The organism is Pseudomonas sp. PvP001, from assembly GCF_040546375.1.
GTDB classification, from domain to species: Bacteria; Pseudomonadota; Gammaproteobacteria; order Pseudomonadales; family Pseudomonadaceae; genus Aquipseudomonas; species Aquipseudomonas coleopterorum.
The window spans coordinates 1,257,743-1,279,071 of the sequence record NZ_JBEPNQ010000001.1 but is presented as its reverse complement, the minus strand read 5'-3'; the positions used below and the strand labels follow the sequence as shown (position 1 = coordinate 1,279,071).

At 61.2% G+C, this 21,329-nt stretch carries 11 protein-coding genes; 4 read left to right on the top strand and 7 right to left on the bottom strand.

The genetic code is table 11. The features are described 5' to 3' along the window. Entirely contained in the window at positions 1–828 is an 828-nt protein-coding gene (gene nadE, locus ABMD26_RS05830; RefSeq protein ID WP_049860730.1) for an NAD(+) synthase, read from the bottom strand. Between the two features lie 195 nt (positions 829–1,023). Further along, positions 1,024–1,365, bottom strand: coding sequence for a CopM family metallochaperone (copM, locus tag ABMD26_RS05825; protein WP_354308563.1), 342 nt, complete (start codon positions 1,363–1,365; stop codon positions 1,024–1,026). Between the two features lie 302 nt (positions 1,366–1,667). Between copM and ABMD26_RS05820 the strand changes: the two genes are divergently transcribed. From ABMD26_RS05820 to ABMD26_RS05810, 3 genes are read left to right on the top strand one after another with little or no spacing between them, the layout of a single operon-like run. Next, positions 1,668–2,018, top strand: coding sequence for a metalloregulator ArsR/SmtB family transcription factor (locus ABMD26_RS05820; RefSeq protein WP_320523366.1), 351 nt, complete (start codon positions 1,668–1,670; stop codon positions 2,016–2,018). Positions 2,019–2,040: 22 nt separating this feature from the next. Continuing rightward, the gene (locus ABMD26_RS05815; protein ID WP_354308561.1) at positions 2,041–3,330 is read left to right on the top strand and encodes an arsenic transporter; all 1,290 of its coding nucleotides are present in this window, start codon (positions 2,041–2,043) and stop codon (positions 3,328–3,330) included. Between the two features lie 9 nt (positions 3,331–3,339). After that, complete coding sequence (locus ABMD26_RS05810; RefSeq protein ID WP_354308559.1) at positions 3,340–3,810, top strand: arsenate reductase ArsC; 471 nt, start codon at positions 3,340–3,342, stop codon at positions 3,808–3,810. 180 nt (positions 3,811–3,990) lie between these two features. Here the strand turns inward: ABMD26_RS05810 and ABMD26_RS05805 are convergent, their stop codons facing one another. Beyond that, a complete protein-coding gene (locus tag ABMD26_RS05805) occupies positions 3,991–6,876 on the bottom strand; it encodes a ribonucleoside-diphosphate reductase subunit alpha (RefSeq protein ID WP_090356694.1) in 2,886 nt (961 codons plus the stop codon). A 473-nt stretch (positions 6,877–7,349) separates the two neighbouring features. On the opposite strand from ABMD26_RS05805, the gene fhuF reads away from it, so the two are divergent. Continuing rightward, entirely contained in the window at positions 7,350–8,030 is a 681-nt protein-coding gene (fhuF, locus tag ABMD26_RS05800; protein ID WP_354308557.1) for a siderophore-iron reductase FhuF, read from the top strand. A 12-nt stretch (positions 8,031–8,042) separates the two neighbouring features. On the opposite strand, the gene ABMD26_RS05795 is transcribed toward fhuF, so the two are convergent. The 4 genes from ABMD26_RS05795 to ABMD26_RS05780 all read right to left on the bottom strand — a co-directional run bounded on the left by ABMD26_RS05795 (position 8,043) and on the right by ABMD26_RS05780 (position 21,116). Then, positions 8,043–12,479: a SpvB/TcaC N-terminal domain-containing protein gene (locus tag ABMD26_RS05795; RefSeq protein ID WP_354308555.1), complete on the bottom strand. Its 4,437-nt coding sequence runs from the start codon at positions 12,477–12,479 to the stop codon at positions 8,043–8,045. Positions 12,480–12,605: 126 nt separating this feature from the next. After that, on the bottom strand, positions 12,606–13,508 hold the full coding sequence (locus ABMD26_RS05790) for a Tc toxin subunit A-related protein (RefSeq protein WP_354311800.1): 903 nt from the start codon (positions 13,506–13,508) through the stop codon (positions 12,606–12,608). Between the two features lie 292 nt (positions 13,509–13,800). Beyond that, complete coding sequence (locus ABMD26_RS05785; protein ID WP_354308553.1) at positions 13,801–17,388, bottom strand: neuraminidase-like domain-containing protein; 3,588 nt, start codon at positions 17,386–17,388, stop codon at positions 13,801–13,803. Positions 17,389–17,561: 173 nt separating this feature from the next. Then, positions 17,562–21,116: a Tc toxin subunit A gene (locus ABMD26_RS05780; RefSeq protein ID WP_354308551.1), complete on the bottom strand. Its 3,555-nt coding sequence runs from the start codon at positions 21,114–21,116 to the stop codon at positions 17,562–17,564. Positions 21,117–21,329 lie beyond the last annotated feature (213 nt).

The following is a 21,329-nucleotide window of genomic DNA, read 5'->3' as shown; positions in this document are numbered from 1 at the left end:
TCAAGGCGCAAACGGCAACTCACGCTTGTGGCGGGTCTGGTCGTACGCCTTGACGATGATCGCATAGGCTTCGTCGCCCACGGGCTCGCCGTGGAGGAACGCGTCGATCTGCTTGTAGCTGACGCCATGGGCGTCTTCGTCCGGCTTGCCGGGGCGCAACTCTTCGAGGTCGGCCGTCGGCACCTTCATCACCAGGTTGTCCGGCGCGCCCAGGCGCCGGGCGATGGCGCGCACCTGGTTTTTCACCAGGCCGCTCAGGGGCGTCAGGTCGCAGGCGCCGTCACCGAATTTGGTGAAGAAGCCCATGACCGCTTCGGCCGCATGGTCGGTACCGATCACCAGGCCGTTGTTGGCATTGGCAATGGTGTATTGCGCAACCATGCGCACCCGCGCCTTGACGTTGCCCATCACGAAGTCGCGACGGGCATCGCTCAGTTCCTGAAGCTGAGTGGTTTGCTGCGCCAGGCCCTGCACGGCGCTGGCAATGTTCACCGTTTCTTCGACGTCGGCGCGAATGAAGCGCATGGAAGCCGCTGCGTCGTCCTCGTCGTGCTGGACGTTGTAGGGCAGGCGCACGGCGATGAACCGGTAGTCCGTATCACCCGTGCTCGCGCGCAGTTCCTCGATGGCCAACTGTGCCAGGCGTCCGGCCGTGAGCGAGTCGACGCCGCCGCTGATGCCTAGCACCAGGACTTTCAAGCCTGCGCTGGTCAGGCACTGCTTGATGAAGGCCTTGCGGCGTTCTATTTCCTGATCGATGGCGTGGTCGTCGGCGAACGGGGGGACCACGGCCAGGGCGGCGGCGATCTCGCTTTGGCGGTTGCTCATGGGCGGACTCCTTGAAAGGGGGGTTCGAGCGGGGAGGGTGAAAGCTTACATCGAAAATAGGGGGAGTGTTGGAGTGGTCATACTGGCCTCTTCGCGGGCAGAGCCCGCTCCCACAATGTATGCACCTACAGTGGGACGCAGCGGGCTTGTGGGCAGAGCGGCGAAGGGGTCGGCACTCCCAGGCGAACGTCTACATCACTTCTGGTGCTTCTTGACCCATGCTTCCATCTGGTCGATCTCGGCCTGCTGGGCCTTGATGATTTCTTCTGCCAGCTTGCGCATCTCGGCGTCCTTGCCGTATTTGAGTTCGATCCTGGCCATGTCCACTGCCGCTTTATGGTGGGCCAGCATGCCTTTGGCGAAGGCGACGTCGGCGTCTTTTTCCATGCCGCCTTCGTGCATGGATTTCTGCATGGTTTCCATGCTCATCATGTATTCGTGCTGCATTGGCGTCATGTCGCTGTTGCTGTGCGACATCTCGGCAGCGAAGGCTGGGGTGGCCAAACAGGCCAGGAGCAGGGCGGCGGTGGTTTTCATGGTGGTGACCAATCCGTGAGTGGGTTCGATGGGTTGACGGATAACCTGGGGGAAGGTTCCGTAGGCGGTGTTTCTGGATGTGCAAGCCGAAAGCTGGCACAGATGAGCCCGCTTCACGTTACCGTGAGCCGGGCTTCGAGGTCTAGCGAGCAGCGCTTGATCTCGCCGTGTCGCTGCCTTTGAAGTGATCCGCGAGTATTTGTGCCCAGATCATCAAGCCCCGTCAGTTTGTCGTTTGTGTAAGCGAGCTGAAGTGTCTATATTTGCATATTCGATTATCCACATATTCTGGTCGATTGCTCATGAACCTTCCACCTCACACCTTCTTCAAGTGCCTTGGGGATGAAACTCGCGCTCGGATCATGCTCATGCTTTCGGCTGAAGGTGAGCTGTGCGTATGCGAGTTGATCTGGGCACTGGACGATAACCAGTCGAAAGTTTCGAGACACCTCGCCCAGCTGCGGGCCTGCGGGTTACTCGCAGATCGAAGGCAGGGGCAGTGGGTTTACTACCGACTGCATCCCGAGCTTGAACAATGGGCGCTGGATGTTCTGAACATCACTACGCAGGCCCACCAGTGCTGGGTTAGCGACCATCAAGGACGGCTCGCTGCCATGGAAGACAGACCCGTGCGCCAAGCCTCCTGCTGCTGACCTTCTGATCCGGAACATGCCCATGCTCATCGCTGCCTCGATTTTTGTAGTTACGCTCGTCTTTGTGATCTGGCAACCAAGGGGCTTAGGCGTCGGCTGGAGCGCAGCATCAGGTGCAGTTCTGGCACTCCTGACGGGCGTGGTCAGCCTGGAGGATGTGCCTGTGGTATGGCACATCGTTTGGAACGCCACCGCGACCTTCATTGCGGTGATCATCATCAGTTTGCTACTGGATGAAGCGGGTTTCTTCAAATGGGCAGCGCTTCATGTAGCCGGCTGGGGGCAGGGCAAAGGCGGACGCCTGTTTGCGCTGATGATTCTGCTCGGTGCAGCCGTCTCTGCACTGTTCGCCAACGACGGTGCAGCACTGATCCTCACCCCCATCGTTATCGCGATGCTGACGGCGCTGCGGTTTAGTCCTGCATCGACCTTCGCATTCGTGATGGCTGCAGGTTTCATCGCCGATACCGCCAGTCTGCCCATGGTGGTGTCCAATCTGGTCAATATCGTCTCGGCAGACTTTTTTGGCGTTGGTTTTGGCGAGTACGCTTCTGTCATGTGGCCGGTGAACCTGGTGGCGGTGGCCGCAACGCTGTTCATGCTTTTGCTGTTCTACCGCAAGGACATTCCCTGCCAGTACGACGCGAATCAGCTCGAGGCCCCAGAAGCGGCGATTCGTGACCGTGCCACCTTTATTGCTGGGTGGTGGGTACTGGCCTTGCTGCTGGTGGGTCTATTCGCACTAGAGCCGTTGGGTATCCCCATCAGCGCCGTTGCTGCTGCGTGTGCGGTGATTCTGCTGGTCATCGCCGGCAAAGGCCACATCATCTCCACGAGAAAGGTCATCAAGCACGCGCCCTGGCAAATCGTCGTGTTCTCACTGGGCATGTATCTGGTGGTCTACGGCCTGCGCAATGCAGGGCTGACCGACTCGCTCTCGGTCTTGCTGAACACATTCGCCGAGCACGGCCTGTGGGCCGCTACCTTGGGCACGGGCATCACCGCTGCGCTGCTGTCCTCGATCATGAACAACATGCCGAGTGTGCTCATCGGTGCGCTGTCCATTCAGGGCAGTAACGCTACGGGACTGCTGCGTGAGGCCATGATCTACGCCAACGTCATCGGATGCGATCTTGGCCCGAAAATCACGCCCATCGGTAGCCTCGCCACGCTGTTGTGGCTGCATGTTCTGGCCCAGAAAAACATCCGCATCACCTGGGGCTACTACTTCAAAGTTGGAAGCATCCTCACCTTTCCGATCTTGCTGGTAACGCTAGTGGCACTGGTGTTGCGGCTTAGCATCCCTGTCTAGGAGAAAGCGATGAAAGTGCTATTCATGTGTACGGCAAACAGCTGCCGGAGCGTTCTGTCTGAGGGGCTGTTCAACTATCTCGCACCGAGCGGCTTTAGCGCCGTCAGTTCAGGCAGCTTCCCAAGCGGTCAGCTCAACCCTCGCGCCGTGAGCACGCTGCAAGCGCTGGGTATCGACACCACAGGTCTCTACAGCAAGGGCTCCGAGGTATTTTCAGACTCACCACCGGATGTTGTGATCACCGTGTGCGACAAAGCGGGGGGCGAACCCTGTCCAGTGTATTTTGGGCCAGCCATCAAAAGCCATTGGGGCCTTGCCGATCCGTCTGACGTGGAAGGGGCAGACAGCGCAATACAGGCAGCATTTGACGCGACAGTTCTCCAGATCAAAAAGCGCTTCGAAGCGTTCTTCAGTCTGGATCATTCGGCGCTTGGACCGCAGGAACTGAAGCAGGAGTTGGATCGGATAGGCGAGATGTGACGGACGAATCTTCTTTGGAGCGAAGTCCGGATTTTTCACACCCAGATCTGGCGCTAGCTGGATCGGGCACCGAGCATAGGGAGGGCATACGAGGTGTAACCCTCCAACCCGTCGTATCTCATGGGTTGGAGGGTAGGTGCCCGTCAGATGTCTACGATGTTAATGACTGGCAGATATTGATTACTGGCAAGCTTCGCAATCCGGCTCGTCGATCGCACAGGCTTTCGGCACAGGAGCCGGGCCGGCTGGAGCGGCCTGCATGGGCGCGCTGTCGCCACCGCTGGACACGGCGTTGAGCTTGCTGGTGCTGATGGTGGACTTCTCGGTGCTGGTCGCGGCCAGGGCACGGAGGTAGTAGGTGGTTTTCAGACCACGGTACCAGGCCATGCGGTAGGTCACGTCGAGCTTCTTGCCCGAAGCACCGGCGATGTACAGGTTCAGCGACTGGGCCTGGTCGATCCATTTCTGGCGACGGCTGGCGGCGTCGACGATCCACTTGGTGTCCACTTCGAAAGCGGTCGCGTAGAGGTCTTTCAACTCCTGCGGAATGCGTTCGATCTGCTGCACCGAGCCATCGTAGTACTTCAGGTCGTTGATCATGACCGAGTCCCACAGGCCGCGCTCTTTGAGGTCGCGAACCAGGTAGGGGTTGATCACGGTGAACTCGCCCGACAGGTTCGATTTCACGTACAGGTTCTGGTACGTCGGCTCGATCGACTGCGACACGCCGGTGATGTTGGCGATGGTCGCGGTCGGTGCGATGGCCATGATGTTCGAGTTGCGAATGCCTTTCTGCACGCGGGCACGGACCGGTGCCCAGTCCAGGGACTCGTTGAGGTCGACATCGATGTACTTCTGGCCACGGGCCTCGATCAGGATCTGTTGCGAATCCAACGGCAGGATGCCCTTGGACCACAGCGAACCCTGGAACGTCTCGTAGGCGCCGCGCTCGTCGGCCAGGTCGCAGGACGCCTGGATGGCGTAGTAGCTGACCGCTTCCATCGACTTGTCGGCGAACTCGACCGCAGCATCCGAACCATACGGGATGTGCTGTTTGTACAGCGCGTCCTGGAAGCCCATGATGCCCAGGCCGACCGGACGGTGCTTGAAGTTGGAGTTGCGCGCCTGCGGGACCGAGTAGTAGTTGATGTCGATCACGTTGTCGAGCATGCGCACGGCGGTGTTGATCGTGCGCTCCAGCTTGGCGGTGTCCAGCTTGCCGTCGGTGATGTGGTTCGGCAGGTTGATCGAGCCCAGGTTGCAGACCGCGATCTCGTCCTTGTTGGTGTTCAGGGTGATCTCGGTGCACAGGTTCGAGCTGTGGACCACGCCGACGTGCTGCTGCGGCGAGCGCAGGTTGCACGGGTCCTTGAAGGTCAGCCATGGGTGACCGGTTTCGAACAGCATCGACAGCATCTTGCGCCACAGGTCTTTGGCCTGGACGGTCTTGAACACCTTGATCTTGTTGTACTCGGTCAGCGCTTCGTAGTACTCGTAGCGTTCTTCGAAGGCCTTGCCGGTCAGGTCGTGCAGGTCCGGGACTTCGTTGGGCGAGAACAGGGTCCACTTGCCGTCGTCGAAGACGCGCTTCATGAACAGGTCGGGGATCCAGTTGGCGGTATTCATGTCGTGGGTACGACGGCGATCGTCACCGGTGTTCTTGCGCAGCTCGATGAATTCTTCGATGTCCAGGTGCCAGGTTTCCAGGTACGCGCAGACCGCGCCCTTGCGCTTGCCGCCCTGGTTCACTGCAACGGCGGTGTCGTTGACCACTTTCAGGAATGGCACAACGCCTTGGGATTTACCGTTGGTGCCCTTGATGTACGAGCCCAGTGCGCGCACGGGTGTCCAGTCGTTGCCCAGGCCGCCAGCGAATTTGGACAGCATGGCGTTGTCGTGGATCGCGCCGTAGATGCCCGACAGGTCGTCCGGAACGGTGGTCAGGTAGCAGCTCGACAGCTGCGGACGCAGGGTACCGGCGTTGAACAGGGTCGGGGTCGAGGCCATGTAGTCGAAGGACGACAACAGGTTGTAGAACTCGATCGCGCGGTCTTCCTTGTTCTTCTCTTCGATCGCCAGGCCCATGGCCACGCGCATGAAGAAGATCTGCGGCAGTTCGAAACGCACGCCATCCTTGTGGATGAAATAACGGTCGTACAGGGTCTGCAGGCCCAGGTAGGTGAATTGCTGATCGCGCTCGTGGTTGATCGCCCGGCCCAGTTTTTCCAGGTCGAAGGTGGCCAGCACAGGGTTCAGCAGTTCGAATTCGATACCCTTGGCGATGTACGAAGGCAGGGCCTTGGCGTACAGGTCGACCATCTCGTGGTGAGTGGCGCTGTCGGCCACTTCCAGGAAGCTCAGGCCTTCGGCGCGCAGGGTGTCCATAAGCAGGCGGGCGGTGACGAACGAGTAGTTCGGCTCGCGCTCGACCAGGGTACGCGAGGTCATCACCAGGGCGGTGTTGACGTCGGTCAGGGCCACGCCGTCGTACAGGTTCTTCAGGGTTTCTTTCTGGATCAGACCGCCGTCGACTTCGGCCAGGCCTTCGCAGGCTTCGCTGATGATGGTGTTCAGGCGACCCATGTCCAGCGGCGCCAGGCTGCCGTCAGCCTTGGTGATGCGAATGCTGGGGTGCGCTTCGACCGGTGCGTCGGCCGGGGTGCGGGTGGCGCGCTCCTTGGAGCGCTCGTTGCGGTAGATCACGTAGTCGCGAGCGACTTTCTGCTCGCCGGCACGCATCAGGGCCAGTTCGACCTGGTCCTGGATTTCTTCGATGTGGATGGTGCCACCCGATGGCATGCGACGCTTGAAGGTGGCGGTGACCTGCTCGGTCAGGCGCGCGACGGTGTCGTGGATGCGCGACGAGGCGGCAGCGTTGCCGCCTTCAACTGCAAGGAACGCCTTGGTGATGGCCACGGTGATCTTGTCGTCGGTGTAGCCGACCACGGTACCGTTGCGCTTGATCACGCGCAGTTGGCCTGGAGCGGTCGCGGCCAGATCCGGAGTGGCATCGGCGGCCTGCGGCGCTTTGGCCGGCGAGTTCTCGCGAGTTGTGTCGGTTTGCATGGGGTGAGTATCTCCACGTTCAAAAGTTTGAGCGGACGCCAGTCATTGGCGAACGTCAGCATAAAGCGGACCGGAAAAGGCAGTACCTTCAGCATCGGGCCGTTGAAAAAGAGCTGTAGCTTGCGCCGTTCAAAGAAGGTCAAGCTGGGAAATTTGTTTGCAATCACGCAAAAAAAGCACGGTTCAAAGGCTTGAATTTGTGCTCTGACCTGTGATTGGAATTCGACGTAAAACGCTACATGTAGTGGTTTTGTGCAATCGGCATACAAGATAATGCGGTCCAAGGGGTATTGCAAGATGCGTCACTGTGGATAACTTGTGGGTATTTCAGTGTCTGCATATCAATGCGTACACGCAGGCCTTACACCATGGGGCGTGAGACCATTGGTCATTCTTTTCCACACTTAGTAAGCCGCTGCGCTCCTTGTCAGTGTGAGGGTGGGTCGTCAATTCCATGTCGAGAGCGTTACTCTGTGAATCAAGGCACGAGCTTTCCAAACAGCCCCTATCGCGACCTCCTTACCGGCCTTGCCGCCGACGACGATCCGCGCGTTGCCGTGGCGCTTCCGGCGCTGCTGCAGAAGCGCGTGCTCGATCAACTGCTGACGCGCATCTATGGCGCGGCCATGCTCGACGAGCACAAACCGGTGCTGGTCTCGCAGTGGTCCAAGTACTACTTCATGCATTGGGTACCGGCGATGTTGGTCAGCCAGCTGGCGCACGGCTGGGATCTGCCGTTGCTGCTGCGCGAGACCGGGTTGATCCTCGACGAGCGGGGCGTGCCGTTGGCCGTGCGGTTTTTCGAGGCGGGGGAAGAGGGTGATGCGCAGGCGTCGCTGGAACCGTGGATCGCCAGCAATCTGCGGCCATTCATCGATGCCTTGAGCCAATATGGCGAGGTGCCGCCCGCTGTGCTGTGGGGCAACGCGGGGGATTATCTGGAGAGCAGCGTGCGCCGGTTGCAGCAGATGGGCCTGCGCAACCTGGCACCCGCCGAGGGCTTGATGAGCCAACGCAAGCTGGCCGACGGACGTGCCAATCCGCTGTACCAGCCGGTGCGCTACCTGGGTGACGGGCGCCGCGAGCGACGCCACTGCTGCCTGGCCCGGCAGGTCACCGACGTGCCGCCCTGCGAACACTGTCCGCTGGGCTAGCGCCGGTCAGAATCACGCGTTGGCGGCGCGCAGCGCCAGCACCTCCTCGGCTGTGTCGTTTTCGTCCTCACTGATGCTGTACCAGGGCATGTACCGTTGGCGGCGAAGCCATCCTGCAGCTGTCCAGGTTTCGGTTGGCCGGCCCAGTGCGTCGTAGAATTGCCGATCGTGATAGCTGTGCTCCGCGTCTCGATGGCTCTGGTCGTTGATGTAGCGGTCGCTGTTGGCGAAATACGGACGATAAACCCGGGTCACTTGCCCCTTGGTGTCGTATTCGACCCGCTCGCTGACACGCCAGCGCGGATCGGCATGGGCATCGCCTTCGAGCAGCTCACCGTCTTCGTCGACCTGATGGGCCAGCCCCGGTTCCACCCGCTGCTTGCTTTGCAGGCTGCGACCGAATCCGTCGAAACTTTCCAGGCTCATGCGCACCTGGCGCTCGGGGTCGCCTGGATAGCGGTCCGCCTGGAAAGCCGCCACTCGTACGGGTTGGCGGGCATAGCTGGCCAATGGCGCCAGCAGCTCGGCGGTCTGCACGTCCAGCTCGGCCCGCTGCCACTGGCGCCGTGCCGAGGCTCGCAGCAGCCCGTTGAGCATGACCTGGCCACGGCCCACCAAATCGGCCAGCGCCTGTGGATCGGCCACGCTGACCGTGGGGGCTTCGCCCATCCAGCTGTCGCTCTCGTACACATAGGCCATGGACCAATCGCCCAGCCCTGCAGCTTCATCGGCAATGGCCTCGGCGATGGTGCCTGCCATGATCTGGCCATCCAGTTCGGCGAAGCCGACCCGCTCACCCATCTCGGTACCGAAGAAAGTGCTCAGGGAGACTCGACCGAAGGCGTCGTAACTGGCCTGCTGACTGTTGTCATTGGGGTCGATCACCTGCGTCGGCAGCAGGGTGCGATAGTCATACCGCGCTTGAGTGATGCAGCCGTCGGCGGCGGTGACCTTCACCGGCAGGCAGCGATAGGCGTCGTATTCGACCTGGGTCTGCCCCACGGCTGGGCTTTGCCGGTAAGCCTTGACCCGGTAGAAGTCCGCCGCATCGCCGTAGGTTGCATAGCCTTGGCGCACCGACCAGAGCACCCGCTGCGGTTCATCCGGAAGAAACGCCGGCATCTGGGTGTAGCCCAGCTCGAGCAGCTTGGCGTTCAGCGCCGGGCGGTCCATCACTTCGTCATAGGCCTGCAGTGCGGTCTCGTCCAGCTCGGCGGCTTCGGCAAAATCGGCCAGGGCAAGGAAACTGGCGGTGCCATCGGCGCAGCCCTGGTAGCGCTGCACGCTCAAACCGGTCAAGGTCCGCGGTGCCGCGCTGCCGAGCAAGCCGTCGTCACGGTGCAACGCTTCATAGCTCAGTTGCGTGGCCGTCACTTGGGCCTTGGGCAGCGACCAGGCATTGCCGCGGCTGCGGTACGGCAGGTGCAGCCGCCAGTGTTGCGGGTCGCCGGTCAGGTGAATGGGCTGGCTCAGGCTTTCATTGAAGTAGTAGTGATGCTGCGCCGAATCGAACGCATCGCGCCACCAGGTTTGCTCGTACTCATCGCTGAAGGGCGGGGCATCGATCTCGTGCTTGCGTCGGGCATAGGCAATGCTCAGGGCATGGGTGACCGCGCCATAGGCATCGGCACGCAGTTGCACGTTGTGGCTGCATTGCGGGTCATCGGCAAGACGTTCGTACTGATAGCTCAGGCTTTCCAGGTTCATGGGCAGCAAACGGGCGTAGCGCTGATGGGCGCTGGCGGGTTGCAGCAAGCGCAGGCCAGGCCGCTGTACCTGCACCGAGTAGGGCACGCCTTGCCGCGCATCGCCATCGAGACCGAACACTTCGCTGCGCAGCATCTGGCCGCTGAGGGCGCGGGCCATCTGCGCACGCAGATCGGCATCGATGTCGGTGACGATACGGTCGTTGCCCGTGGCGCGGTCGTGTTCGAGCAGCAGCACCGGGCCCAGGGCATGTGCCTCGGTGTCGTGGGTATCGACGCCGTGCAGCACTTCGTCCACGGCCCGTCCGGTGTGGAACCAGGTCTTGGTCAGCAATGGCGGGGAAGACGGTTCGGCCTCGTCCGACGGGGCTTCGGAGTCGGTGGCGAGCAGCAGGCCGAAGCCGCGCACTTCGCGGTCGCGTCCATCGTAGTAGCCACGGCGGTAGTTCAAGCGCTGAGTCAGGGTATTGCCGGTGATCTCGTCATGTTGGACCTGGCGTACCACCAGATGCATGGGGAACGGCAGCCCGCACACCGGCTTCTCGTCTGCAGCCAGCAACTCTTGTTTCTCGTCCAGCCACTCCTGCGCCGAACTGCGGTAGTACGCGCGGCTGTCGGCACCCATGTTGTTATTGGAACCGGCCAGCAGATACGGCTTGCGGCCGCGGTTGAAGTCCAGCCGCCAGTGCCGGTTGTGCAGGTGCGGCACACTGATCACCAGGCTCGAACAGCCCAGCCCCTGCAGGTCTGCGGCGCTCACTTGCCAGGTGTTGTCATAGTGCAGCCCCTCGGGCCACGCTTGCAGGACCGGGTCGGCGAAGCCATTGCCGCATTGGTTGAGGAAGATCTGCGCATGTTCGCTGTGCAGGTAGATCAGGTCGCTGGCACCGGAGCCGTCGAGGTCGGCCAGGCGTACCCGCGCCGCGTCGAATTCACCGTAGCTGAACGGCAGGCTGGCCAGCTTGAAGCTTTGGCCGAATTGGCCTCGGCCCAGGTTCGGCCAGCAGCGCACTTCATCGTGGCGAATACGGATCAGGTGTTGCTGGCCGCTGCCCAGAACGTCGCTGAAGGCTACCAGTTCGCTGGTGCTGTTGCTCCGTGTCGGCAAAGCGTCGTGGGCATGCGCCACCTCACGGGGCGCGGCGAAACCCTGCTCGCGATGGCTGGCATACAGACGTACGCTGCGGCCACCGATCATGGCGAGATCTTGCAGACCGTCACCCATGAGGTCGGCCAATTGTCCCTCGGCCTGGAAAAACTCCAGCGGGAAGGCGTTGAACGGCGTGAACCCGGTCCAGCGTCGGTCGGCGTCGAGGGTAAAGAAGCCGCTGTAGCCTGGCTGTGCGACCACCCAGTCCAGACGCCCGTCACCGGTCAGGTCGCTGAGGAACTGGCGTGCCGGCTTGCGCGCATCCGCCACCGGTTGCCCGGCCAGGGCTTTCCACGGGCCGTAGACCACGGCGTCGGTATCGGTCTGCTCGGCATCACGCAGCGGCTCGCGGTAGAGCCATTCGTTATCGAGGTTGTAGAGCACACCGGCCAGGCCTTCGCCGTACAGGTCCACCAGTTGGTAGGCCGTGCCGTCATCCAGCCCCGGCATCGCTTCGAACGGCTTGTAGTCATAGCCTTCGAGACCAAACTGCTCGTAGCGAAATTCCAGTGGCGGCATTTCTTCGATTTCGCGGCCGTTCAGTGCCTGACTGATGGCGGCCGTCAGCAGGCTGTAGCCTTGGCATTGGCGGTATTCCAGCCACAGTCGACCGACCAGTACGGGCTCGCTGCCCAGTTCGGCGAAGTGGTGAAACATCAGGACTTGATGGCAGCGGCGCAGCGTGCGCACCTCGAAGCCATGGGCGAAGTCGGCCATCGGGTCAGGCCGCACCGGCCAGGCCTGGCTGGGTGCATAGGTGGGCACGTCGCCCTGCTCGATACTACGCTCACCGTAATCGAGCACCAGGTCGAAATGCCAGTGCGTGGGCAGGGTGGTCTCATCCCACAGATACAGCGGTGCGAACGCCTGCAGGTTGCCGTAACGCACGCGGGTCAGGTAGCGCTGTGCGCTGTGTTCGCGCTCGTCGTCAGCGCTGAGGCCGCGGGCATCTTCGCCGGTGTATTCGTAGAGAATATGCTCGCCGTTGGGCGAAACGGACTCTTCCAATAGCCACTGCGCGACTCTTTCCGGCGCATCGGCCGGGAAGATCCGCGCGCTGTCACGCTTGCCATAGAGGTGCAGGCCGCCGTCGGCACTGTGCACCAGCCAGAACCCTGGTTCCTGCGCATCGCGCTGCCAGCGCTCGATACGCGAGAAGCTGTCTTCGACACGGGGGAAATAGCAGGTCACCTGGTAGGGCGTGCCCAGTGCCTGGCCGCGGAAGGTCTCGACCTGGGCAGTGACGATCACCCCCTGGGCATTGCGCTCGGGCACCAGTACTTCGCCGCCGGGGCTGAGGATTTCGTCGTCGGCGGCGTACGCCGGGACGCCCTTGTTGGTGCGCCGGGAAAAACTGCTGCGGCTCAGGCCCCAACCCATCCCGCAGACGCCGTTGCCGGCGCCGCTGCTGTAGCTCAGGCCCAACTGCGGCGCGGTACCGCGGCCAGATGAAACGGGCAGGGGGATCTCGAAGCTGGCTGCACCGGTGGTGCCCACCGCGCCCCAGCCTTTGCCGATGCTCTGGATGGCGCCGCCGCCCTTGGGCAGCGACGGGGCGTTGATAGCCAGCGTGTTGTCGTTCGATGTAGTCATGAGGAAATCGCTGAAAAGAGAAAGTAGTGAAGTGTCCGCCCGGCCAGTGGCCGGGCGGTATCCTTAGAAGTGATAGGTAGGCAAGCGAGGGCATCTGGTATAGCGCCTCGCTGCCGGGTGCCTCGATTACGCCGAGGCCGCGGTGTAGCTGACGCGTATGATCACGTCGCTCAACGATGCCAGCAGCTCGGGCGTCGAACGGGTGAACTTGAGGTTCCAGTTCGACACCGCACCGGTGCCTTCGAACGGCAGGTAGCGCTCGTCGTCGAAGTTGAGGGTGAACATGCCGTCGTCATCCATGCCGCTGGACAGCGCGATCTGCTGGCTGGCGCGCATGTTTTCCCACGCATTGGCATCGAGCGTGTCGCTCATCTGGACCTTGCTGTAGGTCTGGGTGAGCACGGCGGCGATGTCTTCGTACGGGCCCAGCACGGCCGGCAGCGTCACGCTGATGCGTTTGATGCGGCGCAGGTACTGGCGAGGGTAGTCGGCATCGTACAGGCCCTGTTCCAGCTTGATCTCCAGGCCGCTGTTGTTGCCCAGATCCCGCACCACGGTGGCCCATGGCTTGTCGTCCGTCTCCAGCAGCTCGCGCACCGATACCGTCTTGGTGATCTCCAGCTTGCGATCATTGCGTTGCAGGTAGGCCGCTTCCATCTTCATCAGGTTGAGCTTGAGCGACTCACCGGCGGTGAGGCCGCGGTAGCTGTCCTTCCAGGCGCCTGGCTGGATGAAGCGGGTTTTCAGGTCGGCGATCTCGTACTGCCAGCAGGCCTCGGCCGCCAGGCACAACGACAGGGTGGTGTCGTAGGCCTGATAGTAGAAGGTCGCGAACTGGCCGTTGAGCCACTGGTACAACTGGGCGTTGGTGAAGCGCTTGCTGAGGAATTGGTAGGTGGTGGCCGCTTGCTCGACCATCAGCTCGGTCTGGCGCAGTTGCTCGGCGGTGACCTTGGCCTGCTCGTCGTGGACCGCCAGTTGCGCATCGATCTGCTCGATCTCGCGCTGGGCCTGCTCTTCGGCGTGCATCCACTCCTGGTGGCGGCGACGGTATTGCTCGGTGCGGTCCAGGGCTTCGGCGGCGCCGTGGTAGGCGGTGGCCAGACCTTGGGCGACCGCGGTGGCGATACCGGTCACGCCCTCCAGGCGCCAGCCGCCGGTGCTGGCGCCGACGATGGCGCCACCGGCCATGCCGGCGATGACACCGCCCACGGCACCTGCCTCGTTGGGCGCGACCTTGAGCCCTTCGCCGATGGCTTGCGAGACATAGCCCACGCCTTCGGCGACACGTCCTTGCAGATGCAAGGCGCCGGCCGCCACTTCACCGGCATTGACCACTTCGTCGGCCAGCTTGCCGTAGTAGGCCTGACGGCTCTCGGCGATGGCGCGGCTGGCCAGCAGCGCCTTGCGGCCTTCGGCTTCCACGCGCTGCACCAGCTGTTGCAGGACCACCGCCTGCTTGGCCATGTCCCACGCTTGCTGCTGTTGCATCTCCTGCAGTTGAGCGCCTTCCTTGCGTTCGAGCAGCGAGAGCAGGGTGCTGCCGAACTGGATGAGGTTTTCCACCGCGCGAGTGGCCCGCTCGTGCATGAACACGGAAGCGGTAGTGCGGGATTTCCTGGCCGAGCAGTCGGCCGGCACCGCCACCTGCGGCACCGCTACCGAAGGCGGACAGCAAGGCACGCGGATCCAGCGGCGCAGCGAACAACGGCAGTTGCAGCGGCTTGCCGTCCAGGGTGCGGTTGTGGCGCAGGTTGCGCAGGCGCGCCTCGGTGGTGTCCCAGTTCTGCACCAGTTCGCGGTTCAGGGCGGTGCGGAAGTACGGGCTGTCCAGCTCCGGCACGGTCGGGTCGGCGGTGAAGGGCATGAGTTGCAGGCGCGGTTGCGCGAACACCACCAGCGACTGGCCGTCGTTGGCCGCTTCGCTCTCGGCGGTCAGGCGTTCCTGCTCGTTCAAGCGCTGCTCGAAAGCGCGCAGCCCACCGTTGACCGAACTGGCCAGGGTGCTCAGGGTGATCGGCTGCCAGCCGCTGACCAGGCGCTTGTCCGGGCGTGGGCCCAGCAGGTCCAGCACGCGGACGTACCACAGCTTGGCTTCGTTCAAGGCGTCCGGGGTCAACTGGCGATAGGCACTGTCGCCGCGGTCGATCAGGTTCTTGATGAAGTGGTTGTACACGGCCTTGCGGTAGTGCACGGGGTTGTCGCTGGCGATGCCGTCCGGATCCTGAGGCGCACGAGTGGAGCGCTCGCGGCTGATTTCGTCCACCAGCGGGCGCACGTTCCAGTAGTCTGGACGACCACTGCTGTCGTTGCGACGAGTCGGGTCGAAGATGAAGCTGAGCCAGTACTCGGCATCGCTGAACTGCTGTTCGCTGTTGAGGCGATGGCTGATCAGGAACGGCAAGTGGAAGAACAGCTCCCAGAAGTAGAGGCCGTTGGCGCCCTTGAAGTCCATGTACGACTGAGCGCCAGAACTGCTCAATGCCGGCTCCGGAAGGTGCTGGGTCTCCCAGGACAGCAGGTTTTCCAGGGCGATGTTGGCACGCTCGATCAGGTTGCGAGCGAACAGCGTGTTCATGCGGATGGGTTGGCGATCACCATCGTTGCGGTCATTTTTGCGAATGCTCGAATCGGAGAAATCAATGAATTCAGCAATTCCGAGCGTTGGATTGACGGATGTGCTGATCTTCGGCGCGCGAAGACTGTCGCCCGCGCCACTGCGAACCAGTTCGATCTCCGTTGCTTTGAGTGCATGACCGAGGGCTGTCCCGCTACCGTCCGAGTTCTGACCGGCAATATAAACTCCGTGCAGAAGGGTGAATTTCTTGTTTGTACCTGGCCAAGGGGAATACCACCCCGGACGCAGGCTATCGGGGTCGATGCCGATGTCAATACTGGCTTTGTTAAGACCGGGCACCAGTTCGGATTTGATCACGCCGTCGATCAGGTTCTGTCGATTGTTCAGAACATTCGTGGGGGTCGGGTCGGCAACGTTTTTTGAAAAAGCAAAAAATTGGCGGTAGACAAGGGTATGAGGGTATCCAAAGACAGGAACAGCGGAATATTCGGCAGTCGTGTTATCTCTATAGCTGTAAACATTCACACTGGTTGTAGATTCGCCGGTGCCCAGGCGTCGTATCAGTGATACGGAAAGCCTTTTTCCCGACAAATTGATCCTGTTCTCGGGCCCGCGGGGTGGTGGAAGGGTTAGTGCACCGATATAGTCGAAATCGAATAGGCAAGTGAACCCGTTGATCTGAAAATCAGCGATCTGCCACGTGTCTTTTTGGAACATTTCGTGACTAGCCATTAGGTGGGAGCCGGCCAGTAGCGTTACATAACTGTCCCCCTCAGCATAGCTGTCGAAGAGTAGCGATAAGCCGATGTATTCCGTTGCGCTCCTATACGCCAAAGCCATCCCTCGGGTCTTTTCCTCAAAGTCCGCGGACACATTTGTTTCAACGGACAACTTCATGGATGTCTGATCAAAGGTAAGGCCGTTGTTCGCGGAAATATCGGCGATCCGATTTTGCCAGCCTTCGTAGTTCCACCCGGTCGCCGTATGAGTCGTGCTGTGCGGTGAGTGTGTGCTTGCGCTCAGGCTGATCGACGCTCCCAGCACAGGGAATTGGAGTGCCTGACGGTTGTGTTCGGCAAACAGCACGCAGATGCGAAGTACGTCCAGGCGTTTATCAGTCGGTGTGGTTGTCAGGTTGCCTGCTTGACCATCAAGGGGGAACAGTGCCTTGGCATTGAAGTTTTTATCAATTTCCACTGTTCTGAGCAGTTCGTACTTATCGGATGATCCATCCGGACTGGAAGGTTCATGGGTGTAACCTGCATACACCGCCAGAAACAACGACTCTGGGCTGGTGCTCATATCGGCTACGGCGATGGTGTTTATGTCATTCAAGAAGCCGATGTCACGTGTCGATTTCTCATGCTCGACATCCATATAACACTGTGGCGCGCTCCAACTGTCGTCGTATTTCTTGTACGTCAGGTTCAAACGTAGCTTCGATGTTGCCTTGGGCTTAGGCAGATTGCGGTGTCTATAAGTGCCATCTTCCTCCGCCTCCACAGCTTCCAGATCACCGCTGCCTGCAGGGTCGACAGTGTCGATCATCTCGACCCAGCTCACGAACAGCCGGTTGTTGAAATACACCGGGCGGATAGTTTTCTCGATCGCCGCATCCGAAATCGGCAGGTTGGCCTTTTTCCAGTCCGACCAGGCGCCGGGCTGCGGGTTGTCCTGCTTGGGCCCTGCGGTGCCGGACAGGTAGCTGCGCTCGGACATGTTCACCGAGCGCCAGTAGTAGGCGCCCTCGGCGCGGGACTTGCCGATGAAGTAGTAGGTGGACTCCTTGAAATCGGTACCGGCGATGTAGCCGTTGATGATGGTCAGGTTGGCGACTTCCTCGAAGCTGGCCAGGTAGGCCTGCACCGCTTCCTGGGTGGTGTCGACGCTGATGCGGTTCTGGTTGATGTCGTTTTCCAGCTGCTGGAAATACGCCGATTTTTTCATGCGCAACGACGGGTCAATGTACAGCGACGGATACCAGGCCAGCTGCTGGTTGGCGGCCCACAGCGGGTATTGGTTGCGCTGGTCGCGCCATTCGGTGAGCAGGGCGTCGCTGAAACGTACGTCGTCGTAGCCCGGCTCCATGCCCAGCAGGGCGCCGTTGATGTACTGCTGCAGGCTGGCAATTGCGCTGGCCACCGGGCTGGTTTCCACCGCCTGAGTGACCTGGGTGTCGAGCAGCAGGTACTCGTAGAGGTCGTTTTCGGTGCGCAGTTTTTCGGCGAGTCCGAGTTCCTGCAGGGTGGTGTCGTTGGGTACCAGTTCGCCCAGGTAATAGGCGACGAGGGCGTCGCGGAAGCTTTCGTTGAGGGTTGCTGCAATGGTCATGGAATGGATTCCTGTGTGTTGGTTCAAGGTTTTTTTGGGGTGCCTGTAAGGGCCTCTTCGCGGGCAGAGAGCTCGCCGCCCGCCCCGCTCCCACAGGGATTCAAGGTGTTCGCGAAACTCCTGTGGGAGCGGGCTCTGCCCGCGAAGACGGCGCTGCGGTCACCCCGGAGGCGTTAGCGAACCGCCGCCATCGCCGCCTGGCCTACCGCCTGCCAGTCGGCCTCGGGGCTTTCAGCAGTCAGCGAGCAGGCCTGCAGCAGCGTCGCCGCGTTCAGGCCAGTCTCAAGCGACAGGGCCTGCGCCCGACGCAGCCAGTCGATGTGAACGACGGTCTTGGCGGTTTTCTGCGGCAGCAGCTCGGTCAGCGCTGCCACTTCGGTTTCGCTCCAGCCCAGCAGGGTCGCCAATGCGGCGTTGCAGGTTTGCGCCTGCACCGCCAGTTGGCGCTTGCCGGGACGGTTGGAAACCAGCGCGTTGGCCTGTGCCAGGTAACCCAGCAGGCGTTCTTCGGGTTGGCCCAGGGTGTCGAACAAGCCGTCGTAGGCCTTGAACGCGCGCAGGTTGTCCAGGCTCAGGGGCCAGAGCTTGGCAGTGCCCAGCCAGGCCGGGTTGACCAGCAAGGTGCGCAGCGCCTTGGCGCCGATGCCGACCCAGCTCAGAGCCTTGGCACAGGTGTTGACCTGATGCAGCTGGACCAGCATCGCGGCGATGCCGGCTTCGCTGGCCTCACCAGTGTCAGGCCAGGCCTTCAGTACGTCGCCCAGCAACTGCTGGGGCGACACCTCGGCGCAGCGACCCACCAGCACGGCGAGTTCCGGCAGCAGCGTGGTGTGTTCCTGCAACAGGGCTTCGACCAGCCGGGTTTGCTGGGTCAAGGTGTCGAGCAGAAATTCGCTGAGGACGGTGATGGCGGCGGGCTTGGCGGATGCGGCCAGGCCCTGGCTTTCAACCAGCGCGGTCACCTTGGCGGTGAGCTGTGCCGAGTCGCTGTCTTCCAGGGTAAGCGTCGGGGCATTGACCAGACCACGCGCATCGATCAGTGCCTGAGCACCCTTACCCAGCTCGGCAAACCAATCGATGGCCGCGCCGGTGGATTTGCCGGGCAGGTTGAGCGCGGCGACAGCGTGGGCGGTCACGGCTTGGGTACGCGCGTCGCCGGCCAGCTGTTGCAGGCGATCCAGCAGGCCGGGCGCGGCCACTGGAACCGGGCCGGCCTCCACCATGGCACACAAGGCAGATACGCTCAGCTTGTTGGCGTTGAGCCAACGTACGGCCTGATCCAGTTCCATCAGAATGTCGAGTACATCCTTGCCTTCATCTGCTGCCCGGAGCTGGCCACTGGCAACCCGGTTGCGGTATTCATCTCCTCCTAGCAGCGTGATCATTTCCAGATAGTCGTTGATTGACAGACCGAACATCTGGGCGATACGGGCCTGACGATACAGCGAGGAAACAACTGGCAGCGATCGGATAAGTTTGGACGTACAGGTCAGGGTAGCGGCAACCATACGTTCCAGATCCGGTCCCGGTTGCACGCCCAGGCTGGCGCACAGCTGTGCGATGGTTGTCTGATCTTCGGGCGTGCCGGACGTCAGTGAGAAGGCGGTATCGTCCAGCACCAGCGGTGTGTCGAACAGTGCACGCGTATTGAAGATCCGGTCCAGCAGAGGAACTTGGCCGATGCTGGCATGGGGTGATACGCGGTACATGAAACCGGCGAACTCCTCGGCGCCGATACTGTAGTGCTGCTGGAAATAATTGAATGCACCCAGCGCGCGCAGTGAATTGGCGTTCAGTTCGAGATTGGCGTTTGTATCCCCTTCGGACCACATGGCACTGACCAGCAACGTGTCGAGATGGGCGAAGGACAAGCCCGTGAGTTTTTGCAGACGAATCATGCGCTGCAGGCGGTCGAAGCGTTCCAGGCTGGTATTGGTCAAGTGAACGTTGCGGCTGATGTCTTCTTGCGCCAACCGCATGGAATTGTCGTAATTGTTGTAGTTGCGGCTGCCGGGATCGCCTCCGCCGACGCCGTTGACGTAGCAAGCGCCGTAATGGTTCGGCAGTGGAAACGGCTGCGTGCGTCCGTTGCCGGCGGCCACCCTATTGGTCGTGCGATAGTGGGGGGACATGATGGGCGCATGGGTGTTGACGGCCAGTAGCGCCTCTGCCTGATCGGCATCCAGCGAGGTGGCGTTCAAGAAGCCTTTGAGCGTGATCAATGGGTTGGTAGAAGCAGCAGGCACGTCGACGCCATAGTGCTGCTGGAAGAACGTTCGCTCTTCCGGAGTCAGCACGTAGTCAGGTTCGGGAGTCAGGGTGAATTTCCACTGGGCATAGAGAGCATCGTTGGTCGCCCACTCCTCCAGCCGATGCGTCGCGCGCGCGATGATCGACAGGTCGCAACGATGACCGCTCAGCGTCTCCAGCTCTGCCTGATCGCCCGCGTACTGGATATAAAATGATTTGGTATGGCTTCCGGTAGTGGGGGTGCTGCAGTTGGCTTTTCGCCAATTGCCACTGGGCGCATCATGAGACCAGAGTTCGAGGGCGAGCGTTTTCGTTGCCGCATCTGACTTGTTGAACAGCAGATTGGCGACTACAGGCTCCCTCTCTACGTTTTCAGTCAACCTCGTGGCGTCCGGTTGGGTCGAGGCTACGCACTCTTGGGTTGGGACGGTGAAGCCGCACCGGATATTTGCCTCATAGGAACGCAATGCAGCCAGGCTTGTTGCGCAAAATTTCTTATTGCCGAGCAGGCTCTGCAAGCTCACATAGAAATGACTGAAAGGCGAAGGCCCCAGCAACAACCGAGCGAGGCTGGGGTTCACACCGCTAAGGTTGATCAGGGCAGTATCATTGACGTTTGCGGATTGAACGTTACCCACATGTGAGTTTGCCTGACGGAGCCGGTAGCTGATTTCCCCCAGCGCAGGCTTCTCCCCACCCAACGCCAGACTCACCTGCTGGTGGGCAAAATGATACGGAAACACAAACGGATGCTTCTTCTCCGCCAGCAACTGGTGGATGGGACGTGCATCGCCTTTTTCCACCTGGTACTTGTCGATGCCCTGAGTCAGCACATCGTTGACCAGGTCCAGCATCGGCCGGCTCTGGTAGGTGCTTTGTTCGTCGATCACCAGTTTGTCCAGGTCAGGACGACGCACGGCCAGCGGGATACGCTTGGGCGACGTGGAAGCGCCTTCGATTCTTTCAGCGGCGAAGCGGCGCAGCGAGCCCAGGTAGGCCACCGGCCCGTCCATGGCCTCGATGGCGCCGACCTTGCAGAACTGGTCCCAGTTTTCCTTGAACAGGTTGGGGTAGCTGGGGCCCACCTCGACCAGGGCGCGGACGCCGGTCTGCGGAGCGATCGACGGCAGGTCGCGGCCTGAGGACACCACGTCTTCGCGATAGGAGCGGGCAATCTGGGTGGCGTAGCACAGGGCGTTGTCGTAGGCCATTTCGCCGTCGGCGTCGCTCAAGGTGCGCAGTTGGCGGGCGAATTCGCCCTTGGGCTGGCGGATGATGTCGAACACCGAGCTCATGCCCATGCGCGGCATGGCGTCGGCGAAGCTGAGACGGCCGGCGATGTGAGTCTCAGGTTCTTCAGGCACCAGGTTTTCGAACAGTGGGTTGTAGACCGGATCGGGCTGCGTCGGCAATTCGATTTCGGGGGTGAGGTCTTCGCCGTTGTCGAAGATGGGTTCGGGTAATTCGGGGGTGTTCATGGTTTAAATCACTTATTGAATGAATCAGAAGTGATTTTTTAAACCTGAATGGATAGTCGCGGTATCCACAGAACTGCTAGGTAGACAAAGCCCATAGAGTCGATATGCAGCCTGTCGGGCCTTACTGAACGAGGCGTCAGGCCGAAGTGTTGCCCAACGCTCGCAGCTGTTGAAACAGCGCTACCAGGCATCCTTGCCCGGTGCGCAGTCCCT